Annotated in this window: 28 protein-coding genes, 3 tRNA genes and 1 pseudogene; 9 read left to right on the plus strand and 23 right to left on the minus strand. The window is 64.9% G+C overall.

Annotated elements, in window-relative coordinates; genetic code table 11:
* The first annotated feature begins 115 nt into the window (after positions 1–115).
* Positions 116–1,075 carry a glycosyltransferase gene (locus ACN27E_RS12920; protein ID WP_422741878.1) on the plus strand — a complete coding sequence of 320 codons (960 nt, stop codon included), beginning with the start codon at positions 116–118 and terminating at the stop codon, positions 1,073–1,075.
* Positions 1,076–1,191: 116 nt separating this feature from the next.
* Here ACN27E_RS12920 and ACN27E_RS12925 read toward each other — a convergent pair.
* From ACN27E_RS12925 to rfbA, 3 genes and pseudogenes are all read right to left on the minus strand, one after another.
* A pseudogene (locus tag ACN27E_RS12925) lies at positions 1,192–2,611 on the minus strand (sugar nucleotide-binding protein).
* A gap of 9 nt (positions 2,612–2,620) precedes the next feature.
* On the minus strand, positions 2,621–3,619 hold the full coding sequence (gene rfbB, locus ACN27E_RS12930) for a dTDP-glucose 4,6-dehydratase (RefSeq protein ID WP_422741880.1): 999 nt from the start codon (positions 3,617–3,619) through the stop codon (positions 2,621–2,623).
* A 1-nt stretch (position 3,620) separates the two neighbouring features.
* The gene (rfbA, locus tag ACN27E_RS12935; RefSeq protein WP_422741882.1) at positions 3,621–4,490 is read right to left on the minus strand and encodes a glucose-1-phosphate thymidylyltransferase RfbA; all 870 of its coding nucleotides are present in this window, start codon (positions 4,488–4,490) and stop codon (positions 3,621–3,623) included.
* A gap of 136 nt (positions 4,491–4,626) precedes the next feature.
* Between rfbA and ACN27E_RS12940 the strand changes: the two genes are divergently transcribed.
* Positions 4,627–5,139, plus strand: a complete 513-nt coding sequence (locus tag ACN27E_RS12940; protein WP_422749853.1) for a low molecular weight phosphatase family protein — start codon at positions 4,627–4,629, stop codon at positions 5,137–5,139.
* A gap of 155 nt (positions 5,140–5,294) precedes the next feature.
* Positions 5,295–6,164: an endonuclease/exonuclease/phosphatase family protein gene (locus ACN27E_RS12945; protein ID WP_422741884.1), complete on the plus strand. Its 870-nt coding sequence runs from the start codon at positions 5,295–5,297 to the stop codon at positions 6,162–6,164.
* 47 nt (positions 6,165–6,211) lie between these two features.
* Here the strand turns inward: ACN27E_RS12945 and rplA are convergent, their stop codons facing one another.
* The 13 genes from rplA to ACN27E_RS13010 form a co-directional block, all read right to left on the minus strand.
* Positions 6,212–6,919, minus strand: coding sequence for a 50S ribosomal protein L1 (rplA, locus tag ACN27E_RS12950; RefSeq protein WP_422741885.1), 708 nt, complete (start codon positions 6,917–6,919; stop codon positions 6,212–6,214).
* Between the two features lie 66 nt (positions 6,920–6,985).
* Positions 6,986–7,414 (minus strand): 50S ribosomal protein L11, encoded by a 429-nt coding sequence (gene rplK, locus ACN27E_RS12955; RefSeq protein WP_066836563.1) that lies wholly within the window; start codon positions 7,412–7,414, stop codon positions 6,986–6,988.
* 36 nt (positions 7,415–7,450) lie between these two features.
* Positions 7,451–8,173, minus strand: a complete 723-nt coding sequence (gene nusG / locus ACN27E_RS12960; RefSeq protein WP_422749855.1) for a transcription termination/antitermination protein NusG — start codon at positions 8,171–8,173, stop codon at positions 7,451–7,453.
* Positions 8,174–8,325: 152 nt separating this feature from the next.
* Positions 8,326–8,784, minus strand: coding sequence for a preprotein translocase subunit SecE (secE, locus tag ACN27E_RS12965; protein WP_422741887.1), 459 nt, complete (start codon positions 8,782–8,784; stop codon positions 8,326–8,328).
* Between the two features lie 71 nt (positions 8,785–8,855).
* Positions 8,856–8,928, minus strand: a tRNA-Trp gene (locus tag ACN27E_RS12970).
* Between the two features lie 149 nt (positions 8,929–9,077).
* Positions 9,078–9,617 (minus strand): (3R)-hydroxyacyl-ACP dehydratase subunit HadC, encoded by a 540-nt coding sequence (gene hadC / locus ACN27E_RS12975; RefSeq protein WP_422741888.1) that lies wholly within the window; start codon positions 9,615–9,617, stop codon positions 9,078–9,080.
* A 2-nt stretch (positions 9,618–9,619) separates the two neighbouring features.
* Entirely contained in the window at positions 9,620–10,048 is a 429-nt protein-coding gene (gene hadB, locus ACN27E_RS12980; protein ID WP_422741890.1) for a (3R)-hydroxyacyl-ACP dehydratase subunit HadB, read from the minus strand.
* Positions 10,035–10,514, minus strand: coding sequence for a (3R)-hydroxyacyl-ACP dehydratase subunit HadA (gene hadA / locus ACN27E_RS12985; RefSeq protein WP_422741891.1), 480 nt, complete (start codon positions 10,512–10,514; stop codon positions 10,035–10,037). The genes hadB and hadA overlap by 14 nt, the downstream gene beginning before the upstream one ends.
* Before the next feature lie 49 nt (positions 10,515–10,563).
* Entirely contained in the window at positions 10,564–10,731 is a 168-nt protein-coding gene (rpmG, locus tag ACN27E_RS12990) for a 50S ribosomal protein L33 (protein WP_011854752.1), read from the minus strand.
* Between the two features lie 34 nt (positions 10,732–10,765).
* Positions 10,766–10,839 (minus strand) — tRNA-Met (locus tag ACN27E_RS12995).
* Positions 10,840–10,870: 31 nt separating this feature from the next.
* Positions 10,871–10,943: transfer RNA gene (locus tag ACN27E_RS13000), tRNA-Thr, on the minus strand.
* 93 nt (positions 10,944–11,036) lie between these two features.
* The gene (locus ACN27E_RS13005; RefSeq protein ID WP_422741894.1) at positions 11,037–12,239 is read right to left on the minus strand and encodes a globin domain-containing protein; all 1,203 of its coding nucleotides are present in this window, start codon (positions 12,237–12,239) and stop codon (positions 11,037–11,039) included.
* Positions 12,236–12,700 carry an RrF2 family transcriptional regulator gene (locus ACN27E_RS13010; RefSeq protein ID WP_422741896.1) on the minus strand — a complete coding sequence of 155 codons (465 nt, stop codon included), beginning with the start codon at positions 12,698–12,700 and terminating at the stop codon, positions 12,236–12,238. The genes ACN27E_RS13005 and ACN27E_RS13010 overlap by 4 nt, the downstream gene beginning before the upstream one ends.
* Before the next feature lie 113 nt (positions 12,701–12,813).
* Here ACN27E_RS13010 and ACN27E_RS13015 point away from each other — a divergent pair, with 113 nt between their 5' ends.
* From ACN27E_RS13015 to ACN27E_RS13030, 4 genes are all read left to right on the plus strand, one after another.
* Positions 12,814–13,527 (plus strand): MBL fold metallo-hydrolase, encoded by a 714-nt coding sequence (locus tag ACN27E_RS13015; RefSeq protein WP_422741897.1) that lies wholly within the window; start codon positions 12,814–12,816, stop codon positions 13,525–13,527.
* A gap of 236 nt (positions 13,528–13,763) precedes the next feature.
* A complete protein-coding gene (locus ACN27E_RS13020; RefSeq protein ID WP_422741899.1) occupies positions 13,764–14,753 on the plus strand; it encodes a phospholipase effector Tle1 domain-containing protein in 990 nt (329 codons plus the stop codon).
* Positions 14,754–14,816: 63 nt separating this feature from the next.
* Positions 14,817–15,512, plus strand: coding sequence for a crotonase/enoyl-CoA hydratase family protein (locus ACN27E_RS13025; protein WP_422741900.1), 696 nt, complete (start codon positions 14,817–14,819; stop codon positions 15,510–15,512).
* A gap of 5 nt (positions 15,513–15,517) precedes the next feature.
* Entirely contained in the window at positions 15,518–16,111 is a 594-nt protein-coding gene (locus ACN27E_RS13030) for a TetR/AcrR family transcriptional regulator (protein WP_422741901.1), read from the plus strand.
* Position 16,112: 1 nt separating this feature from the next.
* On the opposite strand, the gene ACN27E_RS13035 is transcribed toward ACN27E_RS13030, so the two are convergent.
* Entirely contained in the window at positions 16,113–16,964 is an 852-nt protein-coding gene (locus ACN27E_RS13035) for an alpha/beta fold hydrolase (protein WP_422741903.1), read from the minus strand.
* A gap of 115 nt (positions 16,965–17,079) precedes the next feature.
* On the opposite strand from ACN27E_RS13035, the gene ACN27E_RS13040 reads away from it, so the two are divergent.
* Positions 17,080–17,700, plus strand: coding sequence for a TetR/AcrR family transcriptional regulator (locus ACN27E_RS13040; RefSeq protein ID WP_422741904.1), 621 nt, complete (start codon positions 17,080–17,082; stop codon positions 17,698–17,700).
* Between the two features lie 7 nt (positions 17,701–17,707).
* Here ACN27E_RS13040 and ACN27E_RS13045 read toward each other — a convergent pair whose 3' ends face one another.
* Positions 17,708–18,562, minus strand: coding sequence for a universal stress protein (locus ACN27E_RS13045; protein WP_422741906.1), 855 nt, complete (start codon positions 18,560–18,562; stop codon positions 17,708–17,710).
* 142 nt (positions 18,563–18,704) lie between these two features.
* Between ACN27E_RS13045 and ACN27E_RS13050 the strand changes: the two genes are divergently transcribed.
* Positions 18,705–20,114, plus strand: a complete 1,410-nt coding sequence (locus tag ACN27E_RS13050; protein WP_422741908.1) for an APC family permease — start codon at positions 18,705–18,707, stop codon at positions 20,112–20,114.
* Between the two features lie 2 nt (positions 20,115–20,116).
* Here ACN27E_RS13050 and ACN27E_RS13055 read toward each other — a convergent pair whose 3' ends face one another.
* The 5 genes from ACN27E_RS13055 to ACN27E_RS13075 are packed head-to-tail and all read right to left on the minus strand — an operon-like array spanning position 20,117 to position 25,000.
* Positions 20,117–20,509 (minus strand): PPOX class F420-dependent oxidoreductase, encoded by a 393-nt coding sequence (locus tag ACN27E_RS13055; RefSeq protein WP_422741910.1) that lies wholly within the window; start codon positions 20,507–20,509, stop codon positions 20,117–20,119.
* A gap of 16 nt (positions 20,510–20,525) precedes the next feature.
* The gene (locus tag ACN27E_RS13060; protein ID WP_422741912.1) at positions 20,526–21,809 is read right to left on the minus strand and encodes an LLM class flavin-dependent oxidoreductase; all 1,284 of its coding nucleotides are present in this window, start codon (positions 21,807–21,809) and stop codon (positions 20,526–20,528) included.
* A gap of 37 nt (positions 21,810–21,846) precedes the next feature.
* Entirely contained in the window at positions 21,847–23,151 is a 1,305-nt protein-coding gene (locus ACN27E_RS13065) for an LLM class flavin-dependent oxidoreductase (RefSeq protein WP_422749857.1), read from the minus strand.
* An 11-nt stretch (positions 23,152–23,162) separates the two neighbouring features.
* On the minus strand, positions 23,163–23,501 hold the full coding sequence (locus ACN27E_RS13070) for a hypothetical protein (protein ID WP_422741913.1): 339 nt from the start codon (positions 23,499–23,501) through the stop codon (positions 23,163–23,165).
* Positions 23,498–25,000 (minus strand): sodium:solute symporter family protein, encoded by a 1,503-nt coding sequence (locus tag ACN27E_RS13075; protein WP_422741915.1) that lies wholly within the window; start codon positions 24,998–25,000, stop codon positions 23,498–23,500. The genes ACN27E_RS13070 and ACN27E_RS13075 overlap by 4 nt, the downstream gene beginning before the upstream one ends.
* Positions 25,001–25,053 lie beyond the last annotated feature (53 nt).

Raw genomic sequence — 25,053 nt, forward strand, 5'->3', positions numbered from 1 at the left:
GACGAGGAAGCCCAGTTGGAACGTCATACCAACGCTTGCGGGCTACTGCCATTAGTTGAGAAGTGTCGCCCTTCTCGACCAACGGTGAACCGCCTGTCGTGCTAACCTGCGTCGCATGACGGCCGGCTGGGGCGGCGACCCGAACGACGTGGCGGTAATCATCCCCACCCTCAACGCTGGCCCTTATGTGAACGACGTGATAGCGGCGCTGGAGATGCAAGCGCTTCCACCGGCATCCGTACTCGTGATCGATAGCGGTTCGCGGGACGCGACCGTCGAGCGATTTCTTGAGTACGGCGCTGAGGTCGTTGGGCTCGGCGGCCGAAAGTACAACCACGGCGGCACACGTCGCTACGCCACCGAACTCCGTCCGAGCGCGAAGTTTTACATTTTGCTCACACACGACGCTATTCCTGCCAACGCTGATGCTTTGGTGAAGTTACTCAGCGCTTTCGACGACCCACAAGTCGGCATGGCGTATGGTCGGCAACTACCACGAGCAAACGCTAATGCGATAGAGCGGCACGCTCGGATCCACAACTACCCTGCCAACAGCGAGGTCCGGGCGTATGAGGACCACAAGACTTTAGGGTTGAGGGTAACGTTCTGTTCGAACAGCTTTGCCGCTTATCGAGCAGAATCGCTTCGTGCAGTCGGCAACTTTCCTGAGGATAGTTATTTCGCCGAGGACCAATACGTCGCCGCCCGGATGCTCATGCACGGTCATCGCGTCGCTTATTGCGCAGAGGCCTGCGTCGTCCATAGTCACTCTTACACCGTTAGGGAGGATTTCCGCCGCTACTTCGATGTCGGTGTATGGCATCGACGGGACCGCTGGGAACTGGAGGAGTTCGGGAAAGCAGAAGGCGACGGGATTCGCTTCGTTCGATCCGAGCTCAGCTATTTGCGTCAGCATGATCCGAAGGCTATACCGGCAGCCATCTTGCGAACGGCTGCAAAGTATACGGGTTACAAATTGGGTTTGATGGAGGATCGATTTACTCCCCAGCGCAAAAAGAAGCTAGCCATGCAGAGCTTCTACTGGGCGCAGCAAATCCCGACGAGCGACGGTTGATTGCGGCTCACGCGGCACCGGCACCAAGCCGTCGCCACCTTCGAGCACCATCCGCGCACAGGCTCCCTATGACACGAACTTCTCGTTCAGGGAGTGGACTTCTTTATGCTAGACGTTCACTCACCGCACGCGGTGCTCCATATATAGCTTTTGAGCAACTCCCCTGGATCGCCGGGTAGGTAGCCGGTTTCTGCAATCTTCGTCAGATCCAAAACGCTGTTCCTTGGCCGCGGCGCTACGGAACCTACTCTCGAGGCAAAATACGTCTTGGTATCGACGCCGGTCACTCGGGCGGGGTCGGCGCCTACCAGAGAGTAGACCTGCCGAGCGACGTCGGCCCATGACTGCGACTGACCGCCTCCGGTCACGTTGTAGGTGCCGTAAGGTGGCCGGACTTCCAGCAGATGATGAATGGCGCGCGCAAGCTGCGAAGCGAAGGTAACCCTTCCGAACTGGTCGTCGACAACGGTGGGAGATACTCCGCGCGCCGCCAACGACGCCATGGTCGTCACGAAGTTTCGTCCAGCGCCGACCACCCAGGAGGTTCGAACTATGTAATGACGCGGTACCGTACCGACGACTTGATCGCCTGCTGCCTTCGTCTGCCCGTATACACCCAGTGGAGAGATTGGGTCATCCTCCCGGTAGCGGCGGTCGAGGCAGCCATCGAAGACATAGTCGCTGGATACGTGCACGAGAGTTATGCCGTACGTTGAGGCCAACCGGGCCAACGAGGTTACTCCAGTAACGTTGGTGGCCCACGCTTGCGTACGTCCCCCACAGGTCTCAGCATCGTCTACGCGCGTGAAAGCCGCGGCATTTATGATCGTGTCGTAATTTCGCCAATCACGTGCTCCTTCGAAGCCCATGTCTGACAAGTCAATTTCGGTGCGGTTCGCGAACTCTGTGTGGCTCCCCGCTGAAGGCCTTCCGCAGAGCACGACCTAGTTGACCGTCAGCACCCAAGACGAGAGTGAGCTTCGGAGGTACTGGCGTCACTTCTACAAGGCGAGGATTTCTGCGGTCTTTGGCCGAAAGTTCCGCCCGGTCCAGCGGAATCGGCCAGTCGATACATACCGATTCGTCCGCGAGATGCAGGGAAGCGTAATTCCCATCAGACGTCCAGTGGTCGTTGACGAGATACGTGTACACCGTTCTCGGTTCGAGCGTTTGGAATGCATTCCCGACCCCTCGGGGAACAAATACTGCCTGCGACGGATCAAGCTCGGCGGTGAAGGTGGCGCCGAAATGCGGACCAGCGCGCAGGTCGACCCAAGCACCGAAGATACGACCAGACGCGACAGAGACGAACTTGTCCCATGGTTCGGCGTGAATACCCCGGGTCGTTCCCACCGCGTCGTTGAAGGACACGTTGTTCTGCACGGGTCGAAAATCGGGTAACGCGGTCGAGACCATCTTCTCGCGCTGCCAGTTTTCTTTGAACCACCCGCGGCTGTCCCCGTGGACCGGCAAATCCCACAACTGCAGGCCCGGGATAGCGGTAGACCTGCAACGAAGTTCTTTCGAGTAGTCCATGTCCGAGCTCTACTGACCGAGCCGTGCGTAGAACGCCTCGGTCGACTCCTTCGCGGGCGCCCACCATGATTCGTTGTCTCGATACCACTCGATCGTTGCCGCCAACCCCTCTTCGAAGTCTCGGTATCGCGGCTGCCAGCCCAACTCGGACCGCAACTTTCCAGAATCGATCGCGTATCTGAGGTCATGCCCAGCACGGTCCGCCACGTGGTCGTAGGCGTCGGCGGGCAATCCCATCAGCTTCAAGATCATCTCCACCACTGTTTTGTTACTTCGTTCCCCGTCCGCACCGATGAGGTATGTCTCGCCTGATCGGCCCCTCTGAAGAATTGCTAACACTGCAGCTGAGTGATCTTCCGCGTGAATCCAATCCCGAACGTTGCGCCCCTCGCCATACAGTTTTGGCCGAACACCCATCAAGACATTGGTTATCTGGCGCGGAATGAACTTCTCGACGTGCTGATACGGACCATAATTGTTCGAGCAGTTCGAGATTGTCGCGTCCACGCCAAAGGAACGGACCCACGCGCGCACCAGCATGTCGCTGCCCGCCTTTGTCGACGAGTATGGCGATGACGGATTGTATGGCGTAGCTTCCGTAAACCGAGCTGGGTCGTCTAGAACGAGGTCGCCATATACCTCGTCCGTCGACACGTGGTGGAACCGCACGCCGCGTCGCCGGACCGCTTCTAATAGTGTGTAGGTACCAACCAGGTTAGTTCGCAGGAACGGTTCTGGATCGTGTAGCGAATTATCATTATGCGATTCCGCCGCATAGTGTATGACCGCATCGACATTTGCTACCAGATGTTCGACCAGATTGGCGTCGGACACATCACCGCGGATGAACGTCAACCGATTGGCGGGTATAGCGGCCAGAGAGCCGAGATTGCCGGCGTACGTGAGTTTGTCCAACACCGTCACATGGTGATCGGTATTGGCGATGACGAAGTGAACGAAATTCGAACCTATGAATCCCGCTCCCCCGGTCACCATCAACCGCGCCATCTCATCGTCCCCTCTCTAGCAGTTGCAGGAGGTAGCTTCCATAGCCCGACTTAAGCATGTTCTCTGCAATACTGCGGAGATCCTCATCTGCTAGAAAGCCTTGCTGCCAAGCGATCTCCTCTGGGACGCCGATTTTTAGACCCGTTCTTCGCTCCATCGTTCGCACATACTCGGCGGCGTCAGTCATGTCATCGAATGTGCCAGTGTCTAGCCATGCTGTTCCACGCGGTAAGATCTGGACCTGCAGACGGCCTTGCGAGAGGTAAGCGCGATTAACATCGGTGATTTCATACTCCCCGCGATCGCTCGGTTTCAAACTACGAGCAATCTCTACAACATCATTGCTGTAGAAGTACAGTCCGGGTATTGCAAAATTCGATTTGGGTTGTTTCGGCTTCTCCTCCAGGGACAGCGCCGTACCATCTGCGTCGAACTCAACCACTCCGTAAGCTGAAGGGTTAGCGACCCAATAGGCAAAGACTGCTCCGCCGTCGACATCGGCGAAGCGAGCTAGTTGGCGCCCCATTCCTGGCCCATAGATGAGATTGTCGCCCAGAATCAGCGCAACTCTCTCTGAGCCAATGAACTCTTCACCGATGGTGAATGCCTGAGCCAAACCGTCCGGCGACGCTTGCTGCGCGAAATTGATTGACACTCCGAATTTTGAGCCATCGCCGAGTAATCTCTCGAAATGCTCAGCATCGTGGGGGGTTGTAATGATGAGAATTTCGCGGATCCCAGCCAGCATCAGAGTTGACAAAGGGTAATAGACCATCGGCTTGTCATAGACAGGTATAAGCTGCTTCGACACCCCGAGCGTTATTGGGTGCAGACGTGTTCCAGAACCGCCAGCCAAGATGATCCCCCGCACTCCGTCATCGTGACACAAGACGGTCGACGTGGCGAATCCGGCGAGCTGGGCGACAATCTGGATACTGGAGGCAGTTGAAAGCCGCTGGCCCCTGCAAGACAAACCACTACGCGCCACCTAGGAGTTCATCCTGCACATCCTTTTCGTTTGCACTGGAAACATCTGTAGGTCGCCGATCGCGGAGAGACTAGCCGCCGCGCTGGCGCGACGGCATGACATCGCAGACTTGGTGACTTCCAGCGCCGGTACGCGGGCGGTCATCGGCCACGCCATGCACCCTGAGGCCTCACGGGTGTTAGCGGGCTTAGGCGGTGACAGCACAGATTTCGTGGCACGCCAATTGACGTCGACTGTTGCGTCTCGGGCGCATCTAATCTTGACCATGACTAAGGCCCATCGCGATACGGTCCTCGGCCATGCCCCCCGCCAGCTCAGCCGCACCTTCACCCTGGCGGAGGCTGCGTTTCTCGCGTCCGAGGCTGGCGCACGTGAAGTGGATGACCTAGCTGAGCTTCGCCCGCGGCTATCTAAGCAGCCGCATTCCGACATTCTGGATCCCATCGGCGGAAGCCCCGAGTTATTCGAGGCTGTCGGCAACCGAATTGCCACGTTGTTGCCGCCCATCCTGCGCCTTTGCCAATCCGGTTGATGAAAGGCCAACGCCCCCTGAGCAACCGGGCACTTCGCCGGTCAGCCGTGCTAATGGGTGTTCTCCTGGCATGCTTGCTAGGTCTACTGATTAGAGCTAGGCCCCTTAGGAATATCGGGGAATTGTTGGTCGCCGTCGGATCTCCGTACTTACTGGTGGCTGCCGTCACGTGTTTCGTGTTCGCCGCACTATTCCGCCAAGCGTTGAGCGCCATTGCCGCCGCCGCGGTTTTGCTGTTGTGTGTAGGTGTTCAGGGCGTGTGGTACTACGGCGGCACCTCCGCATCCCGTGAATCCGCAGCTAGTCAGCGCCGCTATGCCGATGTTCGGGTACTGTCGTCGAATCTCCGCAAAGGTCAGGCCGACGCAGACTTCCTCACGCTTCTGGCCAAGGACCAAGCAGACGTCGTCGCGGTTTCCGAACTGACGCCCGAAGAGGTCGGGCACTTCGCACGGGCCGGTCTGCAGGAGAGCTTTCCCTACTCGGTACTTGGTGCGGCTCCGGACGCGGGTGGGATCGGCTTGTTTAGCCGCTATCCCCTGATTACCGGCACAGCGACGGGAACCGCGCGGGTGACGGCCGCGGCGGCAGAGGTGGCAGTACCCGGGGTCAGTCAAAACCCCGTGGTTGCCAGCGTGCACGTCATATCGCCACTTGCCGGGGGCACAGATGCCTTCACCAAATGGCGCGAGAGCATAACCGCCACAAAATCTTATATCGTTCAGCTGGCCGCAGCGGCCGACCCCGGCGCCGTCATCGTCGGCGGCGATTTCAACAGCACCCCGGACATGTGGCAGTTCCGCGATCTGCTCACCAACGGCTACCGCGACGCCGTGCAGCAGACCGGCTCCGGGTTCTCCCCCACCTTCCCGGTGCACGACTGGGTACCGCCACTGATCACCATCGACCACGTGCTCACCCGCAACGCCTCGGCCAGTTCCATCAAGACCGTCACCATCCCCGGCTCGGATCACCGCGCGCTGCTGGCTACGATCCAGGTCCCGCTCGACCCGACCGCGTCCTAGACACGACGAAGCCCCCGCCGTAGCGGGGGCTTCGAAGTGAAAAGGATCTACGCCTCGGCGAAGTTGCGCGTCACCTGCGGATCGACCGGGATGCCCGGACCGGTCGTGGTCGACACGGTGATCTTCTTCAGGTAGCGGCCCTTCGACGCCGACGGCTTGGCCCGCAGGATCTCGTCCAACGCGGCGCCGTAGTTCTCGGCCAGCTTGGTCTCGTCGAACGACGCCTTGCCGATCACGAAGTGCAGGTTGGCCTGCTTGTCGACGCGGAAGTTGATCTTGCCGCCCTTGATGTCCTGCACGGCCTTGGCCACGTCGGCGGTCACGGTGCCGGTCTTCGGGTTCGGCATCAGGCCACGCGGGCCGAGCACGCGGGCGATGCGGCCCACCTTGGCCATCTGGTCCGGCGTCGCGATCGCGGCGTCGAAGTCCAGGAATCCACCCTGGATGCGCTCGATCAGATCGTCGCTGCCCACGATGTCGGCGCCGGCGGCCTCGGCGGCCTCGGCCTTGTCACCCACGGCGAACACCGCGACGCGGGCGGTCTTACCGGTGCCGTGCGGCAGGTTGACGGTGCCGCGCACCATCTGGTCGGCCTTACGCGGATCCACGCCGAGGCGGATCGCCACCTCGACAGTCGCGTCCTGCTTCTTCGACGACGTCTCCTTGGCCAGCTTCGCGGCCTCCAATGGCGTGTACAGCTTGTCGCGGTCCACCTTCTCGGCGGCTTCGCGGTATGCCTTGCTCGTCTTGCTCATTGTTGTCTCCTAGTACTGAAGAAGGTCGTGGTTGCGAGCCGAAGCGGGCTCTCCCACGGGGTCGAATTATTCGACCGTGATTCCCATCGACCGGGCGGTGCCGGCGATGATCTTGGCGGCCTGATCGATGTCGTTGGCGTTCAGGTCGGACTTCTTGGTCTCGGCGATCTCGCGCACCTGATCCCAGGTCACCTTGGCGACCTTGGTCTTGTGCGGCTCGCCCGAGCCCTTCTGCACTCCCGCAGCCTTGAGCAGCAGCTTGGCGGCGGGCGGCGTCTTGAGCTGGAAGGTGAAGCTGCGGTCCTCGTAGACGGTGATCTCCACGGGGATGACGTTGCCGCGCTGGCTCTCCGTCGCCGCGTTGTACGCCTTGCAGAACTCCATGATGTTGACGCCGTGCTGGCCGAGCGCCGGACCGACGGGCGGCGCAGGGTTGGCCTGGCCGGCCTGGATCTGGAGCTTGATCAGCCCGGTGACTTTCTTGCGGGGTGGCATGGAAGTGCCCTTTCTTGTGTGTGCTCGACGGGCGAGCTAGATCTTCGCGACCTGGTTGAAGGTCAGTTCGACAGGTGTTTCGCGACCGAAGATGGACACCAGCACCTTGAGTTTCTGCTGTTCGGCGTTGACCTCGCTGATCGACGCCGGCAGCGTCGCGAACGGCCCGTCCATGACGGTGACCGACTCGCCGACCTCGAAGTCGACCAGGATCTCCGGCCGCTCCAGCGTCGCCTCCGACGATCCGGCCGCCGCACCGGCGGTGGACGCGGCCTTGCCCGGCTTCTTCGCCGTCGCCGGGGGCAGCAGGAACTTGACCACGTCGTCGAGGCTCAGCGGCGACGGACGCGAGGTGGCCCCGACGAACCCGGTGACACCGGGGGTGTTGCGCACCGCGCCCCAGGACTCGTCGTTGAGCTCCATACGCACCAGGATGTAGCCCGGCAGCACCTTGCGGTTGACCTGCTTGCGCTGGCCGTTCTTGATCTCGGTGACCTCTTCGGTGGGGACCTCCACCTGGAAGATGTAGTCGCCCACGTCGAGGTTCTGCACGCGGGTCTCGAGGTTGGCCTTCACCTTGTTCTCGTAGCCGGCGTAGGAGTGGATGACATACCAGTCGCCGGGCTTGAGGCGCAGTTCCTTCTTCAACGCGACCGCAGGATCGACGTCTTCTTCCTCGACCTCGACGGCAGGCGCTTCGGCCTCTTCAGCGGCGTCGTCAGCCCCAGCGTCGGCCAGGGTCGCGGCGTCCTCGCTCACCTCGCCCCCCGCGACGTCGGCGTCCTCGGTCGCGGGCTCGGTGGTCGAGTCGTCGACGAGATCGACGTTATCGGCCGAAGGCGTATCGCCCTCGAAGCTCGTCACGGTTGCCTGTCCTTCCTAGATTCCAACGCCTTGTTCCAAGGCCTACGTCACTCGCCGAAGACGAGCCCGATCAACCGGGCCGCCCCGTAATCGACGCCGGCGATCAGCGCAACCATGAACGCGAGGAACAACAACACCACCGTGGTGTAGTTGACCATCTGCTTCCGGTTGGGCCAGATCACCTTGCGCAACTCGGCGATGACCTGCTTGATGTAGGTGACGACGAAGGCGATCGGGTTGGCGCGGCCGCCGGACTCACCCTTGGCCGTCTTCTTCGCCTTACCGGAACCGTTCTTGTCGGAGCCGGAGTCGCTGTCCGACGTGTCGGCCTCGACGTCGTCACCCTCGGTGTCGGTGGTCGACACCGCCGCGCGCCGGGTGCGCTTACCCGTCGGGCGCGCCGGGCGGGTCACCACCGCCGTCTGGCCGCGGGTCTCCTCCGTGCCGCCGGTGTCGCCGTCGGTTGGCGTGCCTGCGGAGCCGGCACCATCGCGCTCGTCGCTCACCGCATGCCTTTCGTCTGTGTGCTTCGTGGTCACCTTCCAGTGTCCACGCTGTGTCGAACTATTCAGTTGAGCAGGGGCGACAGGACTTGAACCTGCAACCTGCGGTTTTGGAGACCGCTGCTCTGCCAGTTGAGCTACGCCCCTTCAGCGACGACACCGCTGGCCTGCGTAGGCGTCGTCTTCACCGCGTCCGGGGCTCACACAATTCGCGCGCTCCCCGACGGATCTCGCGGAAGCGCGCTGTAATGGGAAAACCCCGAAGTCCGAGTGTAGCGCGCCCGCCCGGCGAGTTACTAATCCGCTGCGTCGTCGACCGGGGCGTCCTCGTGCTTGACCGGTTTGCGGACCACCTGCCCGGTCTCCGGATCCCACCCCGCCGAGATCGAGTTGTCGCCCTCGTGCCCCATCAGGGTGGTGAAGGCCTCCATGACGACCTCCCCGTTGTGGTCGGTCAGCACGTTGCGGGTGGTGACGATGTCCGCGCCGAACCGCTCGTCGACGGTCTCGATGTGCATCGTCGCGTCGAGCCGGTCGCCCTCTTTGATCGGCCGGTGGAACAGGAATCTCTGGTCCACCTGCACGATCTGCATGGTCTCGAAGCCCACGTCGACGTGCTGGAAGAAGTGCCGCTGGGTCATCACCGCGAGGATCGACATGAAGGTCGGCGGCGCCACGAGTCCGTCATGACCCATCGACGCGGCGGCGTCCACATCGTGGCTGGCCGGATCCTTCGACTTCACGGCAGCCGCGTACTGACGGATCTGTTCGCGGCCGACGACGAAGGTCTCGGGGTACTTCCACACCATGCCGCGGATGTCGGTTTTCAGCGCCATGATTACGCCAGCTTCGCGATCGCGACGGCGCGGCCGAAGATTTTCTTACCGCCGGCGGTGGCGCTCAGCGCGATGGTCACCGACTTCGCCTCCGGGTCGACCGACTTCACCCGCCCGTTGAACAGGATCTCGGCGCCCACACCGTCGTTGGGCACCGGCACCACGGCGGTGAACCGGACGTTGAACTCGGTGACCGCGGCCGGGTCGCCCACCCACTCGGTGACATAGCCGCCGCCCAGACCCATGGTCAGCATGCCGTGCGCGATCGCGGTGTCCAGGCCGACCTGCTTGGCGATGTCGTCATCCCAGTGGATCGGGTTCAGATCCCCCGAGACACCGGCGTAATTCACCAGGTCCTGCCGGGTCAGGGTGATGACTTTCTCGGGGAGCGTATCCCCGACCTTCACCGAATCGAATTCACGCAGTGCCATTGCTGAAGCCACTCTCCCCGTCTTCTTCGCTACGCCCCGCCAGTGTGGTGTAGCACTCCTGTACGACGTCACCTTTGTGGTTGGTGATGATGTTCTTGGTGGTGATGATGTCGGTGCCGTGCGCCTTGCGGATCGACTCGATGTAGACGTCGCAGTGCAGGACGTCACCGGCCACGATGGGCCGCACGAATTTCAGGGTCTGGTCGACCTGGACGATCTGCGCATCGGTGATGCTGATGTTGGCGGCGGCGAACATGGCCGACTGTGCCTGATACCCGAACACCGAGATGAACGTCAGCGGCGCCAGCAGGCCGTCGTATCCGAGATCGGACGCGGCCTTCTCGTCGAAGAACGAGGCGTCGTCGTTCTTCACGGCGACCGCGTACTCGCGGATCTTCTCACGACCGACGACGTAGTGGTCGGTATGCCGATAGTGCAGACCGACGTAGTCGTCCAAGAAACCCACGAGTTGTGAACCTATCCGGTCAGCCGCGGCCGAGGCCGTGCGGCTGCGATCAGCGAGACTCCTTGTGTGCCCGGTGCACACCACAGTTCGGGCAGAACTTCTTCAGTTCCAGCCGGTCGGGGTCGTTGCGGCGGTTCTTCTTGGTGATGTAGTTGCGGTGCTTGCACACCTCGCAGGCCAGGGTGATCTTCGGCCGTACATCGGTACTGGAGGCCACGTCTATCGTCCTTCGTCAACGTCGTTCTTGCTTGTAGCGGTGGGGGGGCTCGATCCCCCGACCTCACGATTATGAGTCGTGCGCTCTAACCAGCTGAGCTACACCGCCATTCCAGACGCCTACCACTCGGCGGTCGCCGAGCCCCCTAACGGAATCGAACCGTTGACCTTTTCCTTACCATGGAAACGCTCTGCCGACTGAGCTAAGGGGGCCTGACCCGCGGCGCTCGGCGGTGCCGAGGCGAGGGCCTTAAAGAGAGTACAGTCTGGCCCGCGCGGTCGCCAAACCGCTGGTCAATCCCGGCGTCAGGACAGCAACCAGTCGTTCGGCGCGAACAGCTCGCAGTGCACCCGCCCCGCCGGCACACCGCGTTCGGCCAGCTGAGCGCGCACCGCCTGGACGAATCCGGTTCCACCGCACAGGTAGACCTGCGCATCGGCGGGCAGCTCCGCCGCACCGATGTCCAACAGCCCGGTGTGGGCGCCGTCCGCTCCCCGCGTGTCCTCGTACCAGAGCTCTAGCTGCGCGTCGGGCAGTCCGTCGACCAGCGCGCGCTGCTTCTCGCGCAGCGGATGACCGGCCGCATCCCGGTCGGCGTGCCACACCCGCACCGTGGTGTCGGGCGCATAGGCCGCCAGATGTTCGAGGATGCCGATCATCGGGGTGATGCCGATGCCCGCCGAGATCAGCACCAGCGGCCGCTGGTGCAGTTCCGGTGCGGGCAGATCACCGAACGGCACCGTGACGTCGAGCAGATCGCCCACCCGTGCGTGGTCGCGCAGCCACTCCGACACCTCGCCCATCGGCCGCACCGCGAAGGTCAGATCGCCCTCGCCCGGGGTGTTGATCAGGCTGTACTGACGCAGCTGCCGGGCGCCGTCGGGCAACGTCACACCCACCGAGACGTACTGACCCGCCCGGAAGTCGGCGAACGGCGCACCGGTCGACCGCACGGTCAGCAGCACCGCCCCGGAAGGCTCGTCGACCCGTGCGGTGATCCGCGCGCGACGGTAGACGTCGCCGGCGGTCACCCCGGCCTCGTCGTACAGACCGCGCTCGAGGTCGATCAGGGTGCCGGCCATCATCCAGTAGACCGCGTCCCACGCCTCGGCCACCTCGGCGGTGACGGTGTCGGCGCCCAGCACCTCCACGATCGCGGCGAACAGATGGTCGTGCACCAGCTGGTACTGGTCGGCGGTGATGCCCAGCGACGCATGCTTGTGGCCGATGCGGCTGAGCAGCTCGGCCGGATGCGGCAGCTCCGGGTTGACCAGATGCGCGGCATAGGTGGCGATGGACGCGGCCAGCGCCCGCTGCTGCGCCCCCTGGGCCTGGTTGCCCCGGTTGAACAGATTGCGCAGCAGCTCCGGGTGCGCGGCGAACATCCCGCTGTAGAACCGGGTGGTGATCTGGTCGATGTGCGCACCCACCAAAGGCAAAGTGGCCGTGATGATCTCGGCGTGCTGCGGGGCGAGCTCCGCGCGGACGGCAGGGGCGGGGGCGGTCATCGGACGGTCCTTTCATCGGTGGGGTTCTTCGCCGGTGCCCCGAGGAACACCAGGGGAAGTGCAGGGGTCGCCAGATCGGCGACGGTGTAGCGGTCGAGTTCGGCGTAGAACGCGTCTTTGGCGTCGGCCAACGCGCGACGCAGCCGGCAACCGGCGATCAGCGGGCACGGAGTCTCGCCCGCGCAGTCGATGACTTCACGGTCGCCCTCGAGGCGTCGCACCACCCAGCCGACCGAGGCCTGCCGGCCGCGTTCGGTGAGCGTCAGTCCGCCGACGCGGCCGCGTCGGGCATGCACCAAGCCGAGGTCGGACAACCGGGCGACCGCCTTGGCGACGTGGTGCTCGGAGGCGTGGGCGCCGGCGGCGATGGTGCGCGTGGTGACGCGGTGTTCGTCGGCTTCACCGGCGGCCAGCAACATCATCGCGCGCAGACCCAGATCGGTGAACCGGGTGAGTTGCATGCCTCGGACGTTAGTAATTCGGTATCGCAGGTGCGAATTTTTCGGGTGTGCGGTTAAACACCCGATAACGTGCGGTTTTTCCACCAGCGATTACCCGCACCTAGGCTTCGACCATGCCTGACGATCGCCTCTACTTCCGCCAGTTGCTGTCCGGTCGCGACTTCGCCGCGGGCGACATGATCGCGACGCAGATGCGCAACTTCGCCTACCTCATCGGTGACCGCGACACCGGGGACTGCCTGGTGGTCGACCCGGCGTACGCCGCAGGCGAGCTGGTCGACGCGCTCGAAGCCGACGGCATGCACCTGTCGGGGGTCCTCGCCACCCACCACCACCCCGACCACGTCGGCGGTTCGATGATGGGTTTCACCCTGGCCGGCCTGGCCGAGCTGCTCGAGCGGGTCAGTGTGCCGGTGCATGTGAATGCCCATGAGGCCGAATGGGTTTCGCGGGTTACCGGAATCGCGCTGTCCGACCTGACCGCCCACGACCACGGCGATAAGGTCAGCGTCGGGGACATCGACATCGAGCTGCTGCACACCCCCGGCCACACCCCGGGCAGCCAGTGCTTCCTGCTCGACGGACGCCTGGTCGCCGGCGACACCCTGTTCCTGGAAGGGTGCGGACGCACCGATTTCCCCGGTGGCGACGTCGACGAGATGTTCCGCAGCCTGCAGGCACTGGCGACCCTGCCCGGCGACCCCACGGTGTTCCCCGGGCACTGGTATTCCGCGGAGCCGAGCGCACCGCTGGAAGAGGTCAAGCGCTCCAACTACGTCTACCGCGCCCGCGACCTGGACCAGTGGCGCATGCTGATGGGCGGCTGACGCTCGCGATTCTCGCAACGTCGCTGGGGACCCTCTTCGGTGCGCCCCAGCCGACGGTCAGTCGACGAATCAATACCGGCATCCGGCATCTGACGACGGATTTCGTTGTCTATGCGATCTAACGACCCTGATTCCGTCGCAGAATCTCAAATTCGTCACAATTGAGGTAGTGACACGGGCCACACCAACAGGCAAACTTGGAGAACCGTCGTTCACTTTCTCGTCCAGGGGTTGTCGTGACAAACGTCGTGGTGTGTTTCGACCAGGTACCCGAACAGAGCGCCGGCACTCCGGCGACCAATGCCGGCGCTCTGTTCCGCCTCACGGAGGTCTCCCCACGCCAGCTCGCGTGGTACGACTCGGGCGTCGAGCCGCACGGGCGTTCCTCGGCCCGCGACGCCGCCCGCGACCGGGTCGCCCAGGCCTACCGCTTTCTCCAGCGCACCTGGTGTTCCGGGGACGCGATCTTCGTGTTCGGCGTCGGTCGAGGGGCGGTGTGTGCGCGCGAATTGGCCCGGCTGCTCGGCACCATCGGCATTTGGCAGGGCGACGACGCGGGCAGTGCGGTGCTCGACCACCTGCTCGAGGTGTGCACGCTGGCCCGGACGCCGCGCACCGACGCGGACTGGCAGCGGATCGGGCGGCTCGCCGCGGATCTCACCGGCCGCCCCCACGCCGGCGTGCCGGTGCGCTATCTGGGCCTCTGGGACGCCATCAGCGTGCCCGGCGCCGACCGACCCGCCTGCGCCGGTCTGACCAACGTCGTCCAGGGTCGCCACGCCGTGGCGATCGACGGTGGACCGTTCGGTCATCTGCTCACCGCCCCGGCGGTCGAGCAGGCATGGTTCCGCGGGGCGCACTGCGATGTGGCCGGCATGCGGGGCGGTTGTCTGCAGTTGGCCGACATCGCCCTGGACTGGGTGCTCGACGGGGCGGTGCGGGCGGGGCTGCGGCTGCGCAACGGCTGCCGGCTGCCCTCGCCGACGGAGTTCGACGCGCTCGCCGGCAGCAGCCACACGCTGTCGCTGCGGCGGGTCCCCGAGGGTGCCGCGGTCCACGCCAGCGTCCAGCTCTACACCCAGGCGCGTCCGCCGTACTGGCGTCGGTTACCCGCCCGCTTCGAGTGGACCGACAGGGAATGGCTGGCCCGTGGCGAGCGCCTCGTGCAGGCCGCGTCCGAGACGCCGGCGGCCGCCGAGCCGCGCGAGCTGGCCACCGCGTCCTGACGCCGCCGCCGAGATGGAGAATCGCCCTTCTGTTTCGTAACGGCGTTACGTAACATCGTGACGATGAGCGCAGTGAGCTATGACCTGATCGAATCGGTTGCGACGATCACCATGGACGACGGTAAGGCCAACGTGCTGTCGCCGTCCATGCAGCAGAGCCTCAACGACGCCTTCGACCGGGCCGAGAGCGACGAGTCGAAAGCCGTTGTGCTGGCCGGCAATCACAAATTGTTCAGCGGCGGGTTCGACCTCGCGGTCTTCGCCTCCGGCGACGCCCAGGCCGCGCTGGGCATGCTCTCGGGCGGCTTCGAGCTGTCGCTGCGCTGTCTGACCTTCCCGAAGCCGGTGATCATGGCGGCGACGGGTCCGGCCATCGCGATGGGTTCGTTCCTGCTGCTGTCCGGGGACCACCGCATCGGCTCGCCGCGCACGCGCTGTCAGGCCAACGAGGTCGCCATCGGCATGGTGCTGCCGATCTCGGCGATCGAGATCATGCGGATGCGGTTGACCCGAGCGGCTTTTCAGCGCGGCATCTCGATGGCGGCGACGTTCGCCGGCGACGCCGCGATCGCGGGCGGCTGGCTCGACGAGGTCGTCGAACAGGACGCGGTCGTCTCGCGGGCCCAGCAGGTCGCGGCCGAGGCCGCCGCCACGCTGCATCTGGACGCCCACCTCAAGAGCAAGCTCAAGGCGCGCCAGGACGCGCTCGAGGCGATCCGGGCCGGGATTGACGGTCTGCCCACGGAGTTCGGCGGCTAGGCCCGATGCCGAGGGCCAAGCAGCGCACGCCGGAACTGCGTTCGCGGCTGCTCGAGGCCGCGGTGGCGACGCTCAACGCCGAAGGTGTCGCGCGGTTGACCACCCGCCGGGTCGCCGAACAGGTCGGCACCTCGGTGCCCGCGGTCTACGAATTGTTCGACGACAAGGCCGGATTGGTCCGCGCGATCTTCTTCGAGGGTTTCCGGATGCTCGACGCCGAACTGTCCGGCGTACCGGCCACCGACGACCCGGTCGCCGACGTGGAGGCGCTGGTGCCGGTGTTCCGTCGCTTCTGCCTGGAACACTCCCGCCTCGCGCAGGTGATGTTCTCCCGCCCGTTCGCCGACTTCGACCCGGGCCCCGACGAATTGGCGGCCGGCGAAGCGGTGCGCGACATCTTCCTCAGCCGCATCCAGCGCTGCCTGGACACCGGGGCGCTGACCGGCGACGCCGTCGACATCGCCCATGTCCTGCTGGCCCTGGCCAAAGGGCTCGCCGTCCAGGAGGCCGGCTGCTGGCTGGGGACCACTGCGCGCTCGGTCGAGCGGCGCTGGCAGCTCGGAGTGCGTTCCCTGCTGGCCGGTTTCTCCCCCCGGTGAATCAGGAGTGACGGCGGACCGCCGCAGTGAGTGCGTCCGGCGCCTCGGACTGCGGATAGTGGCCGACCCCGGCCAGCGCGGTCACCTGCGCCTCGGGCACCAATCGAACCGCCTCGTCGAGGACATGACGGCCCGACACCGGATCGTCGAGTCCCCACACCAGATGCAGTGGCCCCCGCCATCCACTCATCGCCGCCTCCCAGCGCCGGTGGTGGACGGCGCGTTCGGCGTTGTAGCGGATCAGCAGGTGTGACAGTTGATGACCGTCAGCCCGCGACATGCCGGCCCACAGGTTGTCGAACTCCGCATCGGTCAACGGTGCACCGCGTACCGCGTCCAGTCCGGATCGCACCCGTTCTGCGGTGACTCGCGTGGCGATCAGTCGGCCGAAAATCGGCAACGCCAGGGCCTTCTGCAGACGGGTGGGACGGTAGGCGCTGTAGACCATGCCGAAATTCAGCGCGATGATGCTGCGGACGTCGAACCCGAGCCGCCCGGTCGCGATCCGGTCGACGAGTTCCTGGGCCACGATGCCTCCGTAGTCGTGCGCGACCAGGCAGACCGATCGCAGCTGGAGATGGCGCCCGAGATCCTCGACGATGTCGGCTGATTCCGCGACGGAGTAGGTGTAGGGCCGGGGTTTGTCTGACGCGCCGTAGCCCAGGAAGTCGACGGTGACGACGGTGCGGTCGGCCGCGAGATCGCACGCGGCCTCGGCGTAGTCGTAGGACCAGGTCGGGAACCCGTGCAGGAGCAGGACGGTGGGCCCGTGGCCGCGCCGTCGGTACGCGATCCGGTGTCCGCGCCGGCTGGTGAATGTCTCGCACTCGCCGATCCACTGCTGGGCGTCCACACCGCCACCGCCTCACTCAAATACAGTATTGCATCTCGATACAGTTGTAGATCAGCATGCAGCCGTGCAAGGCTGGCGTCAAGCCCGCCGCCCCACCGATTGCGCAGGAGGATCCGTGGCACGCCTGTCTCGCGCCGAACAACGCGAACTGACCCGCCGCAGCCTGCTCGAATCCGCCGCGAAAGTGTTCGGCCGCATGGGGTTCGAAGCGGCGCCCATCGATCTCATCGCCGAGGAAGCCGGGTACTCCCGCGGAGCGTTCTACTCCAACTTCGACTCCAAGGACGCGTTGCTCGTCGAACTGTTGCGCGGTCACCTCGATGCCGAGGTGGCGACCCTGGGCCGCGCGCTCGAGCGCATCAAGGCGGCCGAAGACCTGGCACCGGCCATCGAGCGCCGGTACCGGGTGCTCGGCGAGGACGCCAGTTGGTGTCTGCTCACCACGGAGTTCCAGCTCTACACGCTGCGCGGCGGGCGCAGGGCCACCGAGTTCGCCGAGATCTACGAGTCCTATCGGCGGCGGGTCGGCGACCTGATCGCCGAGCACTTCGACCGCTTGGGCGTCGGGTCGACGCTTACACCCTACGAATTCGGTGTCTCGCAGATCGCGCTGGCACACGGACTCGCACTGCAACGGCTGGCGGACAACACACTCAAACCGTCACTACCTGCGAGGGCGCTGGCGACGTTCGTGCGCGGTGCGCTCGCCGGCCCGACCGACCAGGACAGCCGGTGACGACGACTCAGTCTCGCGGCCACACGATCATCGGGACCGGAAGCGCCCGCATGATCTTGCTGGCCGAACGACCGAGGAACAGCCGTCGCGGTTGAGCCAACCTGCTCGACCCCATCATGACGATCTCGCTGTCGTCGAAGTCGAGGCCACCCACCGCCTCCTCGAGCGAATCCCCCTGTCCGACAACACTGGTCACCGGACAGCCGGCCGGAAGGGCCTGCGTCGCCCGCTCGACCAGCGTCGCCGCATGCTGCTCGGCGGCTCGGGCCCACTCGGCACGCCGATCGTCCTCCCCGACAGCGACCAACGACATCAACCGCAGCGCCACCGTCCACTCCCCCGCGAGCCGGACGGCGTTGTCGAACAGGACCTCGTTACCCGGCCGCAGGCCGATGGCGCAGGTGATGCGGGTGACGCCGGGACGAGCCTGGTAGTCCGCCGGCGCGAGCGCGACCGGCACCGCCGACGCGTGCAGCAGAGCGTCGGCAAGGCTGCCCAGGCCGAAGCGGCCGCTGCGCACCCGGTGGTGGGTACCGACGACGATCAGGGCCGCCTCGCCGCGCTCGGGATCGACCGCCGAGTCCAGCAGCCCTTCGGTGATGGACTCCGCGCGCCGCAGCTGCGCGTGCGCCGGCACCCCCTCGGGGACTCGGGACAACCCGTCCTCGAGCCACCCGCGGGCCTGCTCCTCGACCTCGGCGTTGTACGCCTGATCCGGCGAATACCGGTGAAATGTCGGCGCATCGCTGGGCAACACCGACACCAGATCCAGCGTCGCCCCCGACGACCGGGCCAGGGTGGCCGCGAGGTTGATCCCGTCGACACCGCGCTGGCGCGGGCCGTATCCGACGACATACCGCATGAATCGTGACGCTACACCGGTGACCGGTCGGCCAAAGGGCAACTGCGTGGACCGATTCGGTCGCTCAAAAAGCGGCCCCGCCAGTGTTCTTGTGGTAAGCCCCGAGGGTACGTTTTCCCCTGATCGAGATGGCGGTATCACCATGACGCAGGCTGCCTCCGGACCTGACACGACCACGCTGGCCCGCACGCTCGGCCTGTGGGCGATCGTCGGCCTGGGCCTGGGCTACATGACCCCGACCGTCGTCTTCGACACCTTCGGCATCGTGTCCGCCGAGACCGGCGGCGTCGTCCCCACCGCCTACATCTTCGCGCTGGTGGTCATGGCGTTCACGGCTGTCAGCTACGGCCGGATGACGCGCGTCTTCCCGTCGGCCGGTTCGGCGTACACCTACACCTCGGCCACCATCAGCCCGAACTTCGGATTCCTGATCGGCTGGGCCGCACTGCTCGACTATCTGCTGCTGCCACTGGTCAACGCGCTGATCATCCGCAGCTACATGTACTCGTTCTTCCCCGAGGCACCGCAGTGGATCTTCGTCGTCGTCTACGTCGCCGCGATCACCGCCATGTGCCTGTTCAGCATGACCAACACCTCGCGGGTCAACATGCTGCTGGTCGTCTTCGAAGTGGTGCTGATCGGGGTGTTCCTCATCCTGGCCGGGAAGTCGCTGATGGACGGGGTGGGCAACGGCACGCTGTTCTCCACTCAGCCGCTCTGGCATGAGGGCGTTCACCTGGATCTGGTCATCACCGGCGCGACCATCGTGGCGTTCTCGTTCATCGGCTTCGACGCGATCACCATGTACACCGAGGAGGCCAAGGACTCCTCGACCGTGCCCAGAGCCATCCTGCTCGCCCTGTTCATCGGCGGCGCGATCTTCTTCGTCGCCGCCTTCTTCACCCAGTCGCTGTTCCCCGATGTCACGAACTTCAGCCAGGAGTCGCTGGAGAACAGCGCGTTACCCGAGATCGCCTACAACGTCGGCGGACAACTGTTCAAGATCCTGCTGACCTCGGCGGCGTTCGCGGCCACGGTGGCCTCCAGTCTCGCCTCCCACGCATCGGTGTCACGACTGCTCTACGTCATGGGCCGCAACGGGCGCGGCCCGGTCGGCCGGTTCTTCGGCCACCTGCATCCGAGCTTCCAGACGCCCTCGTACGCGATCATCTTCGTCGGACTGGTTTCGCTGCTGGCCATTTCGTTCAATCTGGACTTCGTGGCCTCGCTGATCAATTTCGGGGCCCTGATCGCGTTCACGTTCGTCAACCTGACCGTGATCGTCTACTTCGCCTACCGGCGCCGGCAGGTCAAGGGTTGGCGCAACATCGTGCGCAACATCGCACTTCCAGGGGTCGGCGTGCTGGCCACCGTGCTGCTGTGGGTCTACCTGTCAGCCGAATCCACCCGGTACGGCATCATCTGGTTCGCGATCGGATTCGTGGTGCTGCTGTGGTTGACGCGGTTCTTCCGCCGCCCACTGACGGTCAACATGGGTGAGCCGGTACCCGACGCCGACGAACTCGACACCGCCCGCAACTCCGAGACCTAGCGTCACCGCTCGAGGTCCACCCGGATCACCACGCGGTCGGTGTGCCCGCGGCGAATCAGCTTCTCGATCGTGGTGACCACCCGGAAACCCAGCCCGTATTTGCGCTTGAACAATGCCTCCACGCGGCTGACCTCGGCGGCGTCGTCCACTACGTAGCCCCGGCCGGCGACGGTCGGCGCACCGGGAGCCACCTTGCCCATGCGGGAACACGGTGCCATCGTCACCCTGGCATCGCGGCGCACCCGTTTGACCTTCCAGCTGTCGGCGGGCGTCCAGAACACCAGCTGGCCATCGTCGGCGGCGATCCACAACGGCGTCGCCACCGCATCGCCGTTGCGTTTGTAGGTGCTCAGCGAGACGAACTTCTCACCACCGAGCCTGCTCAGGTCGTCCATGTCGACCACTGTACGGTCAGTCCCCGACGATGTTCTCGCGCAACGTCTTTCCCGGATATCGCGTGCGGTACCGCCCGCGCCGTTGCAGCTCCGGGACCACCAGGTCGACGAACTCCTCGAAGCACCCCGGGGTGTAGGTGGCCAGCAGCATGAATCCGTCCGCGCCACCGTCGTCGAGGAAGACTTCGAGCTGATCGGCGACGCCGGCCGGCGTACCGATCACCTGGGGCATCGAGAACCGGAACGCGTAGGTGTCGGCAGCCTCGCCGACCGTGACGGCCGCTCCGGCACCGGAAGCCACCAGCGCGTCCTTGACGCCCTGGATGCCCGGCACCGGGATCTCGTCGAGCGGGGTGGCCGGGTCGAACGTCGAGAAGTCCACGCCGAGCTGACCGGACAGCATCGCCAGCGACGCCTCCGGTCGCAGCAGGGAACGCAAATGATCGGCCTTCTCGCGCGCCGCGGTCTCCGTCGCCCCGACGATGACCTGCGCGCCGTAGTACAGCTTGACCAGCTCGGGGTCGCGGCCTGCGGCGGCGACGCGGCCGCGGATGTCGTCGGAGTAGGCCCGCATCGAGGCCACCGTCGGCTGAATGGCGAAGATGGCCTCGGCGGTGGACGCGGCGAACCGGCGCCCCTCCGCACTGGCGCCGGCCTGCCACAGCACCGGCCGCCCCTGTGGCGAAGGAGCCACGAAATGGCGGGCCCGGCAGCGGAAGTGCTTACCCTCGAAGACCACTTCGCGGATCTTGTCCGGGTCGGCGAACACGCCGGTGGCGCGGTCGGCGACGATCGCGTCCGGCTCCCACGAATCCCACAGCCGGCAACACAGATCGACGTACTCCGCGATCCGCTCGTAGCGGACCGAACGGTCCGGCATGTCCTGCCCGTAGGCCGCGAACTCCGACGGTGAATAGGAGCCGACGATGTTCCAGGCGACCCTGCCCCCGGAGAGATGGTCGAACGTCGAGAGCCGGCGGGCCATCGAGTACGGATGCTCGAACGCCGTGGACAGGGTGATGCCGACGCCCAGATGTTCCGTCGCTCCGGTGAGTATCGGTGTCAGGGCAGCCGGTTCGTGGGTCGGCGACTGCACCGCGTAGCGCACCGTCGCATCCGAGCTCTCCTCGAACGAGTTGTACGGCGCCAGCTCGTCGGCCAGGAACACCGCGTCGAACAGACCCCGTTCCAGCGTCCGCGCCAGGTGCTCCCAGTACGGCGGCGAAGCATAATCCCACCCGACCTTGTCGAGGGGATGACGCCACATCCCGACCGAGTGACTGCTGACGCCGTGCTGCATGAAGGCCAGGAAGTGCGCCTTGCGGATGCGTCCGATGTCAGTACTCCTGCAGGCTTTCCCGCAGCGTCCTACCCGGGTAGCGGGACCGGAACCGGCCGCGCTTCTGCAGTTCCGGCACCAGCAGTTCGGTCATGTCGTTGAAGCAGCCGGGGACGTCGGTGGCCAGCATCATGAAACCGTTGCAGCCGCCCTCGTCGATGTACTGCTCCATCTGGTCGGCGACATCGGCCGGCGTGCCGACGGCGACCGGCGCACCCATCGAGACGCCGTAGATCTGCGCGGCCTCCCGCACGGTGACCGGCGCACCGTCCTTGGCCTCGAGGATCGCGTCGAACAACCCGCGGATGCCCTGCACGTCGGCGTCCACGACGTTGTCGTCGAGACCGAGAGTGGAGAAATCGAAACCGGTGTGTCCGGACAGGATTCCGAGTGCGCTGTCGATCTGCACCTTCTCGACGAACTCGGCGTACCGGTCGTTGGCGCGGCCCTTGTCGCGGTCGATGATGGTCTGCAGACCGTAGATCAGCTTCACCGACTCCGGATCGCGGCCGTGATTGTCGGCGCGGGTGCGGATGTCGTCGGCGTAGGCGCGCATGCTCTTGGGCGTCGGGAAGATGCCGAACACCGATTCCGCGTGCTTGGAGGCGAATTCGCGCCCCTGCTCCGAGGAACCGGCCTGCCACAGCACCGGACGCCGCTGCGGCGACGGGGCCACGAAATGGCGGCCCTTCGAGCGGAAGAACTCCCCCTGGAAGTCGACCTCTCGAACCTTGGCCGGGTCGGCGAACACGCCGTTGTCCCGGTCGTAGACGATCGCGTCGTCATCCCAGGAGTCCCATAGCTGATACAGCAGCTGCATGTACTCCTCGACCACCTCGTAGCGCTTGTCGCGGGGTGTCAGGTTCTCTTTGCCCATCGCCTGGAACTCGCTCTTGGAGTACGAGGTGACGATGTTCCAGCCGACCCGGCCGCCGGTCAGATGGTCCAGCGTCGAGAGGTGCCGAGCCATCATGTACGGCGGCACAAAGGATGTCGACAGCGTGATGCCGATCCCGAGATGCTTGGTGAAAGCCCCGATGATCGGTACCAGGGTGGCGGGCTCGTGGACCGGACATTGACCCGCGTACTTGACCACCGGGTCCGAACTGCCCTGGTAGGTGGTGTAGGGGGCGAGCTCGTCGGCGATGAACATCGCGTCGAACAGACCACGCTCCATGGTGCGGCCGAGGTCGCGCCAGAACTCCGGACGCGACCAGTGGTAGCCGACCTTGTCCCGGGGATGGGCCCACATGGTGGACGCATGATTCATGACGCCGTGCTGGACGAAGCCCAGCAGATGCATCTTGTTCTTGCTCACTGTTGCACGCTCCTGCGATCGATCAGAAATGCGGAGACCACCGCGACGGCCGAGCCGATCGCCAGAATGGCCGGGATGTACCAGAACACGCTGTTGACGCCGAGCAGGACGATGACCGCGGTGGAGGCCGCGACGGCCGCGAGCGCCTTCCAGGTGAAAGTCCCGGCGTCACCGATCTCGTCGGTCGCCAGGTCGTCGGACTGACCGGTCCCGGCGAGTGCCAGGACATCTCGGCGCACCCGCAGGAACGCCTGCACACCCAACGCGAGGTAGGCACCCGCCACCAGGACGCCGATCACCGAGGCCATCCAGAAGGCCACCCAGGCCGCGCTCATCGGACCGGGTCCGGATCGAGATCACCGGCCGTGTCGACCGATTCGGTGAGCGCTTCGCCGCGGCCCTTGAGGCCGGCGAAGTCGAAGGACTGGTTCGACAGGAGACTCATCCCGACCGCGGTGACCAGTGAGATCGCCTCCAACGTGATGATTCCCGCGAGTTCCCCGACGAATTCGCGCACCGGATATCCGACCGCGATGGCGAGCACCAGGCTGGCGACGAACGCGACCGCGGTCATCCGGCGCCAGAAGATGGCCAACGCCAACGGAATGATCAGCGCCGCCTTGAGGAAGTAGACGGTGTTGACCAGTTCCACGTAGTCGATGCCGGAGCTGACGACGACACCGCCGATGACGCCGGCGATGATGATCGAGCTCTTGGTCCACCGGAACAGCGATTTCTGGGCGATGTCGGGTTTGGCACGCTTGAGGATGTCGACGGCCACCACCGACGACAGCGCGGAGAACGCGCCGTCGATGGACGAGTAGCAGGCGTTGAGGATGATCAGTACGTACAGGGCGACCAGGACGATCGGCAGACCGAGATGGCTGACCACGTACGGGCCGATCCCGCCCGGTCCGGCATCACCGAGATCGGCGACGTCGACCCCGAATCCGAGCCCCACCAGACCGAGCAGGCCCAGCACGATCGGGATCGGGTAGAACCACAGCCCCGCCCAGACGAACGTCCGCCCCATGGTGGCCGGCTTGAGCGCCCACGCCTTCTGCCAGAACGTCTGATCGGCCATCGTGGAGGCAAGCAGACCCAGCGACAGCGAGATGCCGAATCCGGCCGCGGCGGCACCGTTGAAGGCGTTGAGCGTCTCGGGTCCGGCGGCGTCGACCTTCTGGAACACCAGCTCGGGGCCGCCGACCTTGGCCAGCACGTAGAGGACCACGATCGCGGCGGGAACGGTGATCAGCAAGGTGTTGACGGTCGCGGTGATCGCCGAGGTCCACAGCCCGCCGAAATAGGAGTAGACGGTGACCGTCGCCAGCGTGATCACCAGCACCACGGTGGGATTGATCCCGAAGATCACGCCCATCACCAGGACCACGCCGAACAGATTGATGAAGACCTCGGCGAGCAACCCCAGCAGCATGGCGACCAGTGCGATCGCGGTGGCCGGCTTGTTCTGGAAGCGCTCGCGGATGAATTCGACGATCGTGTAACCGGCCGGCATCTGACGGCGCAGCCTGAGCGCGAACGGCACCATCACCATCACGGCGAGCCCGTTGGGGACGACGAACCAGATCAATCCCGACGTGCCGAAGCTGAACGCCTGCGCCGAGGACATCATCACCGCCATCGACCAGGTCCACACCGCGATGACCGAGCCCACGCCGAAGCCGAAACCGATTCGGCGGTCGGCGATGACGAAATCGTGGGTGTTCTTCACCATCGAACGCACGGTGAAGGCGACGACGAACATGAACGCGCCGAGGCCCAGCATCAGCGCGAAGCCGATACCGGGCGACAGATTGGACGGATGGAACACGCAGCCTCCTGGGACACGGTGAGGACCACTTGCGCAGGGGGACGGACGCGCTG

It is taken from the genome of Mycobacterium sp. WMMD1722 (assembly GCF_049315205.1).
Lineage (GTDB): Bacteria > Actinomycetota > Actinomycetes > Mycobacteriales > Mycobacteriaceae > Mycobacterium.